Source organism: Kribbella italica, assembly GCF_014205135.1.
GTDB lineage: Bacteria > Actinomycetota > Actinomycetes > Propionibacteriales > Kribbellaceae > Kribbella > Kribbella italica.
The window spans coordinates 7,413,978-7,426,810 of sequence record NZ_JACHMY010000001.1 but is presented as its reverse complement, the minus strand read 5'-3'; the positions used below and the strand labels follow the sequence as shown (position 1 = coordinate 7,426,810).

The 12,833-nt window shown below is 70.5% G+C and carries 14 protein-coding genes; 8 read left to right on the top strand and 6 right to left on the bottom strand.

The genetic code is table 11. The features are described 5' to 3' along the window. Positions 1-5: 5 nt before the first annotated feature. Positions 6-530: an ArsR family transcriptional regulator gene (locus tag HDA39_RS34585; protein WP_337926021.1), complete on the bottom strand. Its 525-nt coding sequence runs from the start codon at positions 528-530 to the stop codon at positions 6-8. A gap of 61 nt (positions 531-591) precedes the next feature. Here HDA39_RS34585 and HDA39_RS34580 point away from each other — a divergent pair, with 61 nt between their 5' ends. Then, positions 592-1,461, top strand: a complete 870-nt coding sequence (locus HDA39_RS34580; protein WP_184802432.1) for an amidohydrolase family protein — start codon at positions 592-594, stop codon at positions 1,459-1,461. Here the strand turns inward: HDA39_RS34580 and HDA39_RS34575 are convergent. Next, on the bottom strand, positions 1,441-2,232 hold the full coding sequence (locus tag HDA39_RS34575; RefSeq protein ID WP_184802430.1) for an epoxide hydrolase N-terminal domain-containing protein: 792 nt from the start codon (positions 2,230-2,232) through the stop codon (positions 1,441-1,443). The genes HDA39_RS34580 and HDA39_RS34575 overlap by 21 nt on opposite strands. Positions 2,233-2,534: 302 nt before the next feature. Here HDA39_RS34575 and HDA39_RS34570 point away from each other — a divergent pair, with 302 nt between their 5' ends. Then, the gene (locus tag HDA39_RS34570; RefSeq protein ID WP_184802428.1) at positions 2,535-4,343 is read left to right on the top strand and encodes a glycoside hydrolase family 2 protein; all 1,809 of its coding nucleotides are present in this window, start codon (positions 2,535-2,537) and stop codon (positions 4,341-4,343) included. Here HDA39_RS34570 and HDA39_RS34565 read toward each other — a convergent pair. Continuing rightward, positions 4,340-5,521: a YeiH family protein gene (locus tag HDA39_RS34565; protein WP_337926020.1), complete on the bottom strand. Its 1,182-nt coding sequence runs from the start codon at positions 5,519-5,521 to the stop codon at positions 4,340-4,342. The genes HDA39_RS34570 and HDA39_RS34565 overlap by 4 nt on opposite strands. Before the next feature lie 100 nt (positions 5,522-5,621). Between HDA39_RS34565 and HDA39_RS34560 the strand changes: the two genes are divergently transcribed. Next, positions 5,622-6,395: a GntR family transcriptional regulator gene (locus HDA39_RS34560; RefSeq protein WP_184802424.1), complete on the top strand. Its 774-nt coding sequence runs from the start codon at positions 5,622-5,624 to the stop codon at positions 6,393-6,395. Positions 6,396-6,447: 52 nt separating this feature from the next. Here the strand turns inward: HDA39_RS34560 and HDA39_RS34555 are convergent, their stop codons facing one another. Beyond that, a complete protein-coding gene (locus tag HDA39_RS34555) occupies positions 6,448-7,377 on the bottom strand; it encodes an MBL fold metallo-hydrolase (protein WP_184802422.1) in 930 nt (309 codons plus the stop codon). Positions 7,378-7,495: 118 nt separating this feature from the next. On the opposite strand from HDA39_RS34555, the gene HDA39_RS34550 reads away from it, so the two are divergent. Next, positions 7,496-8,359: a LysR family transcriptional regulator gene (locus HDA39_RS34550; RefSeq protein WP_184802419.1), complete on the top strand. Its 864-nt coding sequence runs from the start codon at positions 7,496-7,498 to the stop codon at positions 8,357-8,359. Further along, a complete protein-coding gene (locus tag HDA39_RS34545; RefSeq protein ID WP_184802417.1) occupies positions 8,356-9,264 on the top strand; it encodes a serine hydrolase in 909 nt (302 codons plus the stop codon). The genes HDA39_RS34550 and HDA39_RS34545 overlap by 4 nt, the downstream gene beginning before the upstream one ends. On the opposite strand, the gene HDA39_RS34540 is transcribed toward HDA39_RS34545, so the two are convergent. Beyond that, complete coding sequence (locus HDA39_RS34540; RefSeq protein ID WP_184802415.1) at positions 9,261-9,656, bottom strand: Rid family hydrolase; 396 nt, start codon at positions 9,654-9,656, stop codon at positions 9,261-9,263. The two genes, HDA39_RS34545 and HDA39_RS34540, sit on opposite strands and share 4 nt — an antisense overlap. A 107-nt stretch (positions 9,657-9,763) precedes the next feature. Here HDA39_RS34540 and HDA39_RS34535 point away from each other — a divergent pair, with 107 nt between their 5' ends. Together HDA39_RS34535 and HDA39_RS34530 are read left to right on the top strand one after the other, a co-directional pair. Further along, a complete protein-coding gene (locus tag HDA39_RS34535) occupies positions 9,764-10,639 on the top strand; it encodes a LysR family transcriptional regulator (protein ID WP_184802413.1) in 876 nt (291 codons plus the stop codon). Between the two features lie 34 nt (positions 10,640-10,673). After that, positions 10,674-11,480 carry an arylamine N-acetyltransferase family protein gene (locus tag HDA39_RS34530; RefSeq protein WP_184802411.1) on the top strand — a complete coding sequence of 269 codons (807 nt, stop codon included), beginning with the start codon at positions 10,674-10,676 and terminating at the stop codon, positions 11,478-11,480. Here HDA39_RS34530 and HDA39_RS34525 read toward each other — a convergent pair. Beyond that, complete coding sequence (locus HDA39_RS34525; RefSeq protein WP_184802409.1) at positions 11,431-12,060, bottom strand: flavin reductase family protein; 630 nt, start codon at positions 12,058-12,060, stop codon at positions 11,431-11,433. The two genes, HDA39_RS34530 and HDA39_RS34525, sit on opposite strands and share 50 nt — an antisense overlap. 65 nt (positions 12,061-12,125) lie before the next feature. On the opposite strand from HDA39_RS34525, the gene HDA39_RS34520 reads away from it, so the two are divergent. Further along, positions 12,126-12,830, top strand: a complete 705-nt coding sequence (locus HDA39_RS34520; protein ID WP_184802407.1) for an ArsR/SmtB family transcription factor — start codon at positions 12,126-12,128, stop codon at positions 12,828-12,830. The last annotated feature ends 3 nt before the right edge of the window (positions 12,831-12,833 follow it).

Here is a 12,833-nt window from a genome sequence, read left to right as displayed (position 1 = left end):
GGGACTCACCTCTCGAGAGCGACCAGAATCGCGAGCAGCGCGACCACCCGGGTCGGGGGAACGGCGAAGACGCCGCGGCTGGGCGTGTGCAACCAGCCCTCGGCCGTCAGCTGCCGCAGATGGTGGTAGATCTGCCCGCTCGTGCCGAGGCCCTCGACCTCGCTGAGCGCGCTGACCGTCGTACGTCCGTGCAGGATCTCGCGGAGCAGCGTCAGCCGGACCGGATGTCCCAGTGCGGCGAGCGCGGACGCTCTCGAGGCCCAGTCGGCCTCCAGCACCTCGGGCGTCGGGCGCCCGAACTGCCAGTCGATCGTCCGCTCGTCCGGCAGCGTCACGCTGCCCGTGTAGAGCACCGCGCCGGGCGCGGGGATGCGCTCCTTCAGCCCGCGCAGCGCGAAGAACACCTCGGGGTCCGCGCCCTGCGGGAGCACCTGCCGCTCCTGTGGACGAAGCCCCGCGGACTCGGCCGACTCCAGGGCGGCGACGCGCCGCTCCAGGTCCGCCAGCCGGTTGTCCACAGGTTCTTCCACACTGTGGATACTACGTATCTACGTAGATCTTGCAAAATCAACGACTGTCTAGAGTGTTCGGGTGCGTGACGACGAGGTGCCCGCGTGGTGGCGGCGGCTGGGGCTCGACGGACTCGTGGACGTGCACGTCCACTTCCTCCCGGACCAGGTGATGAACGCGGTCTGGGCCTACTTCGACCAGGCCGAGCAGCACTACGGCGTTGCCTGGCCGGTCCAGTACCGGACGCCGGCCCTTGAACGGGTCGAGACCTTGCAGCGGCTCGGCGTACGCCGGTTCTCCGCGCTGGTCTACCCGCACAAGCCCGACATGGCCGCCTGGCTGAACAGCTGGGCCCGGGACTTCGCTGCCCGGACCCCTGGCTGCGTGGCGAGCGGGACGTTCTACCCCGAGCCCGGCGCCGCGTCGTACGTGAAGGAAGCGCTCGAGCTGGGCACCCGGATCTTCAAGGTGCACGTCCAGGTGGGCGACTACGACCCGCGCGACGAGGAGCTGGACGCGGTCTGGGGACAGCTGGCCGAGGCCGGCGTCCCGGTGGTCGTGCACTGCGGGTCAGGACCGATCCCCGGACGCCACACCGGGCCGGGCCCGATGGGCGACGTACTGGCCAAGCACCCACGGCTGACGGCCGTCATCGCTCACCTGGGCATGCCGGAGTACGCCGAGCACCTGACGCTCGCCGAGACCTACCCGAACGTGCACCTGGACACGACGATGGCGCTGACGCCGTTCACCGAGTCACTGGCGCCGTACCCGCGGGAACTCCGGCCGCGGATGGCGGCGCTGCAGGACAAGGTCGTGCTCGGCTCGGACTTCCCGAACATCCCGTACGAGTACGCCGTACAGCTGGAAGCCCTGGAGCGTCTCGACCTCGGCGACGACTGGCTGCGCGCGGTCTGCTGGGAGAACGGCCTACGGCTCCTCGACGGGTAGCTGCGAGGCGAACCAGGCCAGTGTGAGCCCGGTGAGCAGTGCGTCCCGGTCGATCTCCAGGCTGACCAGCTGTGCGTTCCAAGCGAGCAGTGCCGTGCTCAGCACCAGCGCGGAGATCTGCTGACCCTCGTTGAACGCCGTGAGGTTCTCGTTGAACCAGCGGACCTCCGCCAGCTCCGCGGCGTCCAGCCCGCGCTGCTGCGCGACCGCCTCCGACACCGCCGTGTACGCCGGGGTGGCGCCGAGTCCCTCACGGTCGTCGCCGACCTGGTACTCGTCGTAGCCCAGGCGGCGCATCAACTCGTCCCAGCCCGCCGCGGCGCGGCTGCTCGGCGAACCGCCCTCCGGACCGTTCAGCGCCGTCCACGCGATCGACGGGATGACCAGGTGGTGAGTACCGGCCACCTCCAGCCGCAGGGCCGCGTCCAGCACGTCCATCACGCCACTGGGCCAGGCGTGCGTGAGCAGCGCCGGCCGGGCGTCCGGATGCGCGGACCGCACGTGCAGGAAGTGGACGAACTGGCCACCGATCTCGGTGCCGTAGTGGTGGTAGGCACTCAGCCGGGCCTCGTGCACGCGCCAGTCGTACCCGCCGAGCCAGTAGTCGAGCAGCTCGTCGGCGTACGCGGCCGGCACCACGCGGTCCAGACCCGCGGCGATGTACCCGCCCCCGTCGCGGAACGCGCGGAGCCGGTCGTACAGCGCGTCGAGATCGCCCTGCGGCACCCGCAACCGGAGCTCGCGGACCTCGGCGGTGCGCTCAGTTCCCACCCATCGACCTCTCCCTCTCCCCGCATCGCACAGCCCTGCACTCCAGCATGACGCCCCGGGCCGACGGTTTGTTGTCCCGGTCCGCGACTTGCCTCTTCTGACAAAGAACGAACCGACGCCGAAAGGGTTGCACGAACGGGCTGTCATCTTGCTGACAGTTCCATCCGGCGACAAACCATTGACAACGTTGCCCGGCCCGTGCGGCGGGTCTCCGTCCACTCTCCGTCCACCCGTTGCCGAGCGTATTTCAACGTTGTAAAGTCGACGCCGACCTGCTCAGCACACCTCACGGGAGCCTCTCGATGCCCAGCACCCAGCCCCGACCCGAGCACCCCCGGCCGCAGTTCGTCCGCCCGCACTGGCTGAACCTCAACGGCGAGTGGCAGTTCGAGGCCGACAAGTCCGACTCCGGCCTGGAACGCGGTCTGGCCGAGCGCGAGCTCGAGCGCCGGATCACCGTTCCGTTCGCGCCCGAGTCCGAGCTGTCCGGGATCGAGGACGTCGACTACTCCGAAGCGGTCTGGTACCGGACGACCGTCACGATCCCCTCCGACTGGACCGGCAACGACGCCGTCCTGCACTTCCAGGCCGTCGACCACGACGCCACCGTCTGGGTGAACGGCGTCGAGGTCGTCCGGCACCGCGGCGGCTTCACCCCGTTCAGCGCCAACCTGGCGGGCGTCGCCGCGCCGGGCGAGGAGGCGCTGATCGTCGTCCGCGCCCGCGACACCAAGAACGGGTCGCAGGCGCGCGGCAAGCAGAGCACGATCTACTTCAACCGGGACTGCCACTACACCCGGACCACCGGCATCTGGCAGACCGTCTGGCTGGAGGCCGTCCCGTCGGTCCACCTCGGGCGGCCGCGGATCACCCCCGACGTGGCGGGCTCGGTGTTCCACCTGTCCGTCCCGGTCTCGGCGAACAAGCCGGGCTGGACGGTCCGCGCCGTACTGTCCGACAGCAACGGCGAGATCGTCACCGCGGAGGTTCGCGCGGACCTGGACCTGGCGCCGCGCCTGCAGCTCGCCGTACCGGCTGACCGGGTGCGGCTGTGGGACACGACCGACCCGCACCTGTACGACGTACGGCTGGAGCTGGTGAACGCCGACGGCGCTGTGGTCGACCAGGCCGCCAGCTACGCCGGTCTGCGGTCGGTGTCGATCAACGGCCAGGCCGTACTGATCAACGGCAAGCACGTCTTCCAGCGGCTGGTGCTGGACCAGGGCTACTGGCCGGAGAGCCTGATGACGGCGCCGTCCGAGGAGGCGCTGGTCGCGGACATCGAGCTGAGCCTGGCGGCCGGCTTCAACGGGGCCCGGCTGCACCAGAAGGTGTTCGAGGAGCGGTTCCTCTACCACGCGGACCGGATGGGTTACCTGGTCTGGGGAGAGTTCGGCGACTGGGGTGCGGGCGTCGGTGACACCGGCGACAACAACCAGCTGCCGACCGCGACGTTCGTGACGCAGTGGCTGGAGGCGGTCGAGCGGGACTACAACCACCCGTCGATCGTCGGCTGGTGCCCGCTGAACGAGACCCACCAGCTGCTGCACGACCGGATCACCCAGCTGGACGACGTGACCCGGGCGATGTTCCTGGCCACCAAGGCGGCCGACACCAGCCGTCCGGTGCTGGACGCCTCCGGCTACTCGCACCGGGTGCCGGAGACCGACATCTGGGACTCGCACAACTACGAGCAGGACCCGGTCGAGTTCGGCAAGCAGATGGCCGGCCTGGCCGACGGAGCGCCGTACGGCAACACCGGTGGCCGCGAGGACCGGCCGATCTCGCAACCGTACAACGGGCAGCCGTACTTCTGCAGCGAGTTCGGCGGGATCTGGTGGAACCCGGAGGCGGTCCAGCTGGCCGGCACCGACCGGGCCGAGTCGTGGGGCTACGGCCAGCGGGTGAAGGACGAGGCGGAGTTCTACGACCGCTTCACCGGGCTGGTCGACGTACTGCTCGACGACCCGCGGATGTTCGGCTACTGCTACACGCAGCTGACCGACGTCTTCCAGGAGGAGAACGGCATCTACCGCTTCGACCGCTCCAGCAAGCTGGACGTCGACCGGATCCGCAAGGTCCAGATCCGCGCGGCGGCGTTCGAGGGCTAGAGCGTGCCGGTGGCCAGTTGCAGCCCGAGGCTGCAACTGGCCACGCACACCCACAAGATCGCGCCGAGCAGCAACGGCCGCAGTCCGGCCTTCCGCAACTCACCGACCCGCAACGACAGCCCGATCGCCACCAGCGCACTCGTGATGAGGAAGGTCCCGACCAGCGCCAGATCCGCCTGCCGCTCGTCCGGCACCAGCCCGACGGTCCGCAGCCCGGCGGCAACGAGGAACCCGACCAGGAAGAGCGGCAACATCCGCCGCCAGGGAAGCTTCGCCCGAGGCACGCCCGCAGCGGCGAAGCCGCCAGCGGTTTCGGCGGCGCCCGCAGCGGCGAAGCCGCCAGGGGTTGCGGCGGCGCCCGCAGCGGCGAAGCCGCTAGCGGTTTCGGGGGCGCCGGCTCCCTCTCCCCCCACCCCCCTGCGCGCGTCCCGGCGGGACTTCAGGATCACCAGGCCGATCACGATCGGCACCAGCATCAGGGATCTGGTCAGCTTCACCACCAGTGCGTGGTCGCCGGCCTGCTGGCTGAAGGCATAGCCGGCCGCGACCACCGACGACGTGTCGTTGACCGCCGTACCGGCCCACAGGCCGAAGGCCTCCGGGCCGAGGCCCATCAAGTGGCCGAGCGGCGGGAAGGCCAGCACCGCGACCACGTTGAACGTGAAGATCGTCGCCAGCGCGTACGCCACCGACGACTTCTTCGCCTCGATCGCCGCCGTCGTCGCCGCGATCGCGGAGGCGCCGCAGATCGCCGTACCGACGCCGATCAGGATCTGCGTGTCGCCGCGCACCCCGAGCAACCGCCCGAACAACCAGGCTCCACCGAGCGCGATCGCCAGCGTCCCGAGCATCACCGGCAGCGATCCGGCGCCGACGCGCGCGACCTGCTGCAGCGACAGCCCGGTGCCCAGCACCACGATCGACACCTGCAGCAGGAACTTCGACGCGAACTCGTACCCCGGCCGCGACCACTCACCCCGCAGTACCGGCACGAGCGAGCCGACCACAACCCCCAGCACCAGCCCGAACACCGGCCCGCCGACGACCGGGACCAGCCGCCCGAGCGGCACCGCCGCCGTCGCGAGCACGAGCACCACCAGCAACCCCGGCAGCCGCTCGACGAAATGAGGTTTCGCGGCCGTCTCGGACGATGCCGGTGACCTAACCTCTAGCTGCACGCCGGGACCCCTCGCTCTTAAATGTACGCACATTTAAGCTAAGAGATGACCGGACATTTGGCAAGCCGTCGTGACGTACGGCGCAGACGGGAAGGCCTCGATGACCGAGCGCAAGCTCAACCGCGGCGGCGGCCGGCCGCTGTGGAAGCAGCTCCAGGAGGAGCTGGTCCGCCGGCTCCGCGCGGGCGAGTTCGACGACGTCTTCCCCGGTGAGCTCGCCCTCGTCGAGGACTACCAGGTCAGCCGCCACACCGTCCGCCAGGCGCTCAGCCAGCTCCGCGCCGACGGCCTGATCGTCGCCGAGCGCGGACGCCAGCCGCGGGTCGCGACCGCGCCGGAGATCCGCCAGCCGATGGGCGCGCTCTACAGCCTGTTCTCGTCGGTCGAGGCGTCCGGCCTGACTCAGCACAGCGTCGTACGGGCGCTCGATGTCCGCGCCGACGGCGTGATCGCGAGCCGCCTCGGCCTGGAGGCGTCGATCCCGCTCGTCTACCTCGAACGCGTCCGCTTCGCCGGCGACGAACCCCTCGCACTCGACCGCGTCTGGCTCCCGGCAGCTGTCGCGGAGAGCCTGCTCGAGGCGGACTTCAGCCACACCAGCCTGTACGCCGAACTCGCGGCCCGCACCGGCCTCCGCCTCGACCACGGCCGCGAGGACATCCGCGCGGTCAACCCGACGTCGGCCGAGCGAGCCCTCCTGCACTGCCCCGCCGGGGCCGCTGTGTTCTCCATCAACCGCCTCGCCCATGCCCAGGGCCGCCCGTTCGAGTGGCGCCACACCGTCGTCCGCGGCGACCGCTTCGCCTTGGCCGCGGAGTTCTCCGCCCACCAGGGCTACCGCCTGACCCCGGCGACCGGGAGCAGTTTGGCTTGAGGGGGTTCACGCCGGGCGCATTGGCCGCTGGAGTGCGCCCGGCGTGAAGCTTTCAGAGGGTGATCGACTCCAGGTGCTCGACCTTCCTGAACTCGGCACCCGTCGCGAGCACCGAGGCCTGGAGCTTCGCCAGACCACCCCAGTCCTCGGCCGGCTCGTCGAGCGGCTTGTCGAAGTCGTCCCAGTGCGTGGCGATCACCAGCGGAACGGGCTTGATGGTCTTCAGCAGCCGATCCGTCACGCCGGGCTCACCGCCGGGCGCGGCCAGGACCACGTCGACCTCGAGGTCCTTCAGCGCGACCGGGTCGAAGCCGGCGGTGCTCAGACTCAGGATGCGCAGCCCGCCGATGGTCAGCACGTAGGCGAGGGTCCCGCCCTCGACCAGGTCGGCGATTGTCCGCGGCTTAGGCGGTACGACGGCCGGACGCGTTCCCGGGAAGGCGAACTGGTGCCGCTCACCTCCGCACGAGTGCAGCGACCGGAACACCTCGACAGTGAAACCCTTGAACGGCAGGTACTCACCACCGACCACCTGCGTCAGCTGGTCGCCCGGTGCCCGCATGGCTCGCAGCAGGTTGAGGTGCGTCTCGTTGCCGAGCACCGTCGCCTTGGTCCGGCGTGCGACGTACGGGACGTCAGGGAGGTGGTCGTAGTGCCCGTGGTGCACCAGGATCGCGTCGGCCTTGGTGACGTACTTGTCGATCACGCTGGGCTTGCTGACGATCCGCGTCGTCTCGTCGGCGCCCTCCGGCGTGTAGGTCCCGGTGACGAACCTGGTCAGCCACGGGTCGGTCAGCACGACCGACTCCCCGGACCGGATCTGCCACGCGTGGTTGCCCCACCAGGTCAGCTCGACCGGCTCCCGCTGTGTTGCCGCTGCAGGCTCGTCGGCTGTCGCAGCCCGTACGCCGGCCGCAGTCCCCGCAGCACCCACCGCCGCGACCGCTGCCCCTCTGAGCACACCTCTCCGGCTCACCGTCATCCCCAGCTCTCCTCACCTCGACGTGCCGCCCAGTCAAGACTTCGCGGTGGAGAGATGTCGAATATGCTCTTACATATGATCCGATTGCCTGCACATATCACTCCAGGTCAGCCGGGTCATGCTCACTGAACGCCACCTGCAGATCTTCATCGCGCTCGCCGACGAGCAGCACTTCGGCGACGCCGCCCGCGTCGTCGGCATCACCCAGCCGCCGCTCTCCCAGGGCCTGCGCCGTCTGGAGGCCCTGGTCGGCGCCAAGCTCTTCGAACGCGGCCCTGGTCGAGTCGAGCTCACCGCCGCCGGCGCAGCCCTCCTCCCGTATGCCCGGCGCGCTCTGGGCTCGCTCGACGAGTTCCACCACGCCGCTGGTGCTCGGGACCCGGACGGGCCAGAGGTACGGCTCGGTCTGACTCCAGAGGTCCCGCCTGCCATCGGCGCGGCCGTAGCTGCCGCACTGCCCAGCGGCCGAGTCACCGTCGTCACGGCTCCGACCAGCCAGCTACTGACGTCCACCCGGCTGCACCTGGCCGTCGTACTCCACCCGGCCGTGCTCGACGGGCTGGAGGCCGGTCCAGTCACCCTCCTGCCGACCGACGCCCTCGTACCGACCTCACTGCACCCGGACGACGGCGTACCGCTCAAGCTGCGCGACCTGGACGCGCTGCCGATCGCCGTACGCCCGCGTGCTGAGGCACCGGCCGCCAGGGACCTCGTGCTGGACACGCTGGACCTGCACCGCCCAACAGGCGGCACGGTGGTGGTCACCGACGAGCGGGCCGCGCTGGCGATGGCCGCGGCCGGGCAGGCGATCGTGGTGACACCAGACCGCTCGCTGCACGCCGTCGGCCTCGGCCGCCACCCGATCGTCGACGACCCGCTCCCGGTACGGCTCCGCCTGGTCTGGCCGGCCGCCCGTACGCCGTCCGCGCTGCTGCCCGACGCGCTCGCCCGCATCGCCCAAGCCCTGGCGGTGACAACATGAGCAGCCCTGTCAGGCCACCATTGCGCGACTCGGCCACCAATCACCTGCGCGCGATCTTCGAGGACGCCGGCACCCGCGGCTGGTTCCACGCGATCTCGCTGGACCGCCCCGACGAGGCGATCTCCCTCGACGCCGACGCCGTCGTACCGATGGCCTCCGTCTACAAGCTGCCGCTGGTCATCGCCTTCGCGGAACTGGTCGAAGGCGGCTCCCTGGACCCCCAACAGCCGATCACCCTCCAGCCGGACGACCGCACGCCCGGCCCGACCGGCCTCTCGATCTTCAGCGACCCGGTCACACTGTCCCTGCGCGACCTCGCCACCTCGACCATGACCGTGTCCGACAACGCCGCCGCCGACGCCCTGCTCGAAGTCGTCGGCCTCGATCGCCTCGCCGACCTCCTCCAGCGCGCCGGCCTGACCGGCACACGAGTCCGCCGAGGCACCGCCGACAACCTGCGCGAACTGGTACGCCGTACGCGCACGACCGACGCCGACGCAGCGCTCGCCGTACTGGCCGACAACGACACCACCGACCCGTCCGGCGTCTACGAAGCCGCCAACGCCTCAGCCACCAGCGCCCGCGACATGACGACGCTGCTCGCCAAGCTGTGGTCCGGTGAACTCCTCTCCACGCCGCAGACCGCTTTCGTGCAACGGCTGATGGCGCAGCAGGTCTTCACCCAGCGGATCGCGTCCGCCTTCCCGCACGACGCCGTCCGCGTCTACGGCAAGACCGGGACCTTCGGCGCGCTGCGCCACGAGGTCGGGATCGTCGAGCTCCCTGGCGGACCGACCGTCGCCGTCGCGGCCCTCACCCGCGCCGCGCGCGCCGACAGACGCCTGCCCCGCGTCGACGCCGCCATCGGCCAAGCCACCCGGTACGCCGTCGACCGCCTCCGCTAGCCGGCGACCACGGCGTACGCCTCGACCTCGAGCACCAGCTCGGGCCGGAACAGCGCGACCACCTGCACCGCCGTACTGGCCGGCGGGTTCGCGGTGTCGACGTACTGGTCCCGCACCACCCGTACGGCGGGCAGCACCCCGATGTCCGTCACGTAGAAGTTGAGCTTCACCACGTCGGCAAAGCTCGCACCCGCCGCCGACAAGCACGCGTCCAGGTTCGCGAACACCTGGCGGGCCTGCGCCTCCGGATCACCCGCCCCGACGATCTCGCCCGCGGCGTCCAGCGCGACCTGCCCGGCGATCGCCACCCAGCGACCGGGCCCGGTGACGACATGGCTGTACCCGTTGCCCGCAGCAACGCCTTCGGGCTGCGGGTAGGAAAGCTGACTCACAAGAACTCCTCCTCCAAGGACCGAGCCTCCATCCTCACCCGGGCTCAGGCATCCGACCAGCGCATACTTCGCACCCGAGCCATGCGGTCGCGGTATACCTTGGCGGCATGGAACTGACCCCGCTCCGCGCGTTCCGCGAGGTCTGCCGGCTCGGCTCGATCAGCGCGGCCGCGGACAAACTCGGCTACACCCAGTCGGCCGTCTCGCGGCAGCTCGCCACGTTGGAGGCCCAACTCGGTCGCACCCTACTGACCCGGCACGCCCGCGGCGTCCGGCCGACCGCGGCCGGCGACGTACTGCTCACCCATGCGGCCGGCATCCTCGCGCAGGTCGACCGCGCGACCGCCGACGTCGCCGCGGCCGAGAGCCGGCCGGGGCCGCTCCGGGTCGGCGCCTTCCCCACCGCCAGCGCGCAATTGTTGCCCAAGGCACTGAAATGCCTGCACCGGAGCTGGCCCGACCTCCGGATCACGTTCACCGAGGGAGTCACGCCGACGCTCCTGCCAGGTCTGGTCGACAGCACCATCGATCTCGCGGTCGTCACGGACTATCCACCCGGCCTGCCCGCCGCCGACGGACTCGACCTGATCCACCTTCTCGACGACCGGCTGCACGTCGCGCTGCCGGTCGGCCACCGGCTGGCCGATCAGGACGAGATCGACCTCGCCGAGCTCGCCAAGGACAGCTGGGTCGAGGACTACCCGGGCGCGGCGGCCATCCTGACCAGCGTGTGCGCCCGCGCCGGATTCGCGCCGCGGCTGGAGATCGTCTGTGGGACGTGGCTCGGCAAGCAGGCGTTCGTCGCCGCCGGGTACGGCGTCATGCTCGCGCCCGGCCTCGTCGTACCGGCACTGCGGCCCGATCTCGTCGTCCGGCCGCTGACCGATCCGCCGACCCGCACGGTGTACGTCGCGACGCGCGCCGCCGACGAGCCATGCGGTGCCGTCGACGCCTTCGTCGAGGCGCTCCGCACGAGCATTTGACCTCAAGTCCACTGGAACTGTTGGGATGGGCGCCATGACCAACGAGTGGGGCATCGAGCGGCTCGACCTGGCCGCGTACCTTGACCGGATCGGCCAGCCCGCGGGCGACGTCTCGGTGGAAACGCTGCAGCGCATGCACGCCGCGCACGTCCGGGCCATCCCGTTCGAGAACGTCGACGTCGTACTCGGCACCCATCAGGGACTGGAGCTCGACGTCGTCCAGGCCAAGCTCGTCGGGCGGCAACGCGGCGGCTACTGCTACGAGCACGCGCTGCTGCTGGCCGCCGTACTGGAAACTCTCGGCTTCGAGGTCGAGCGTCGCGTCGCGCGGGTCCAGCCGCACAAGTCCGGACCCAAGACGCACATGAACCTGCTCGTCCGGGTGAACGGCGAGCAGTGGCTGGCCGATGTCGGCTTCGGCGCCGGCATCCTGCACCCGATGCCGCTCAAGGACGGCGCGGTCGTCGACCAGGGCGGCTGGGAGCACCGGCTGACCGACGACGGCGGCACGTGGACGCTGGCGAAGAAGACCGGCGACGACTGGGTCCCGCAGCACGCCTCGAACGACGAGCCGCAACGCCTGATCGACTACGAGGTCTACCACCACTACGTCGCGACCCACCCGCACTCGCCGTTCTCGGCCAAGCTCGTCGTGATGCGCCTCGCCGACGGCGTCAGCCGCCGCGTGGTCGGCACCGAGCTCACCACCGAGTACGCCGACGGCCGCACCGAGCACCGCACGCTCACCGCCGACGATCTCGGCCCGGCGCTGGCCGCGCTGGACGTCGTACTCAACGACGAGGAGCTGGACCGGCTGCTGCTGAAGGCGTCTCGGTTCTGAAACTCTCGCCCAACTGCTCGCCGAGGCCGAAGTAGTGGCGGAAGTTGTAGATCAACGGCGACCACGCGCGCGGATCGACGTACGACGTCCCCGGTACGACGATCTCGGCCACGGCGTGGACCCGGAGCACCTTCGCCTGCACGACCAGGAAGTTGCCGCCAGCATCTAAATCGACACTGACGGCCGTCGCCTCGAACTGCAGCGGGCACTCGCCGACCCGCGGCGGTGCGACCAGCTCGGACTTCTGCTCGGTCAGGCCGGCGGCCTCGAACTTGCGCGGCTCGTACCGGAACCGAGCGCGCTTGTGCTCCGGCACGGGATTGCTGCCGGTCAGACTCGCCAGCCGCTCGACGGCGTCCCACTGCGCCGGCGACGGGTAGCTGACGACCAGCTCGGGCCGGCTGCGCAGGTTCGTGCCGGTCCGGCCTTCGTCGCCGAGGCCGAGGACGACGACGTCGCCGAGCGCCCAGGCCGACGACATCGGCGCCAGGTTGAAGGTCTCGTCGCCGTTGTCCGTGGTGATCAGGGCCACCGGCGTACCGGCGTACAGGATGGAGGGGGCGATGGTGAGATGCGTCATGGCTCCGAACCTAGGTCCGGATCGATTCGGCCCCGACCGAACCGACCGCGAGGCACGATGGGTGAATGACGACGACCGAGGGGCAGGAACTGGCCGCGTGGGCGCGGATGCTCGCCGACGGCACCCGGGCGACGGTCTGCCTCGCGCTGCTCGACGGCCGCGCCTGGACCGCGACGGAACTGGCCGAGCTGGCCGGCGTCTCCCGCCCGACGATCAGCGAGCACCTGAACCTGCTGGTCGAGGGCGGCCTGCTCAGCGAAGTTCGGCAAGGACGGCACCGGTACGTCGAACTGGCCGGGCCCGAGACCGCGCAACTGCTGGAAGGCCTGTCGGCGCTGGCTCCTCGTCGTACGGAGATTGCTACCAGCCTGAAGAGCGCCAGCCGCCGGGACGCTTTCGCGCGGGCCCGCACGTGCTACGACCACCTGGCCGGCCGGCTCGGCATCGCCGTCATCGACACGATGACCGAACGCGGCCTGCTCGACTGGTCCGACGGTCTCGCACTGACCCCCGACGGCACGCGCTGGCTGGAGGAGCTCGGCATTGCGGTCAAGACCGGAAGAGGCCGTCCGCTCGTTCGTCCCTGCCTCGACGTGACCGAGCGCCGGCCTCATCTCGCCGGCGCGGTCGGCTCGGCGCTGTGCCGGCATGCGCTCGACCAGGGCTGGGTTCGCCGCATTCCGGGCGGACGCGCGCTGAAGGTGACCGGATCGCTGACCGAACTGGGACTTTCTGTTGGTCTGGTGCGAGAACTCGCTTCCAGGGTGTGAGAT

What these genes read in the sequence shown, in the direction of transcription:
- HDA39_RS34570 (WP_184802428.1), top strand. Translation starts at nt 2,535, where the DNA reads ATGCCCAGCACCCAGCCCCGACCCGAGCACCCCCGGCCGCAGTTCGTC.
- HDA39_RS34560 (WP_184802424.1), top strand. Translation starts at nt 5,622, where the DNA reads ATGACCGAGCGCAAGCTCAACCGCGGCGGCGGCCGGCCGCTGTGGAAG.
- HDA39_RS34555 (WP_184802422.1), bottom strand. Translation starts at nt 7,377, where the DNA reads ATGACGGTGAGCCGGAGAGGTGTGCTCAGAGGGGCAGCGGTCGCGGCG.
- HDA39_RS34550 (WP_184802419.1), top strand. Translation starts at nt 7,496, where the DNA reads ATGCTCACTGAACGCCACCTGCAGATCTTCATCGCGCTCGCCGACGAG.
- HDA39_RS34545 (WP_184802417.1), top strand. Translation starts at nt 8,356, where the DNA reads ATGAGCAGCCCTGTCAGGCCACCATTGCGCGACTCGGCCACCAATCAC.
- HDA39_RS34535 (WP_184802413.1), top strand. Translation starts at nt 9,764, where the DNA reads ATGGAACTGACCCCGCTCCGCGCGTTCCGCGAGGTCTGCCGGCTCGGC.
- HDA39_RS34530 (WP_184802411.1), top strand. Translation starts at nt 10,674, where the DNA reads ATGACCAACGAGTGGGGCATCGAGCGGCTCGACCTGGCCGCGTACCTT.
- HDA39_RS34525 (WP_184802409.1), bottom strand. Translation starts at nt 12,060, where the DNA reads ATGACGCATCTCACCATCGCCCCCTCCATCCTGTACGCCGGTACGCCG.
- HDA39_RS34520 (WP_184802407.1), top strand. Translation starts at nt 12,126, where the DNA reads ATGACGACGACCGAGGGGCAGGAACTGGCCGCGTGGGCGCGGATGCTC.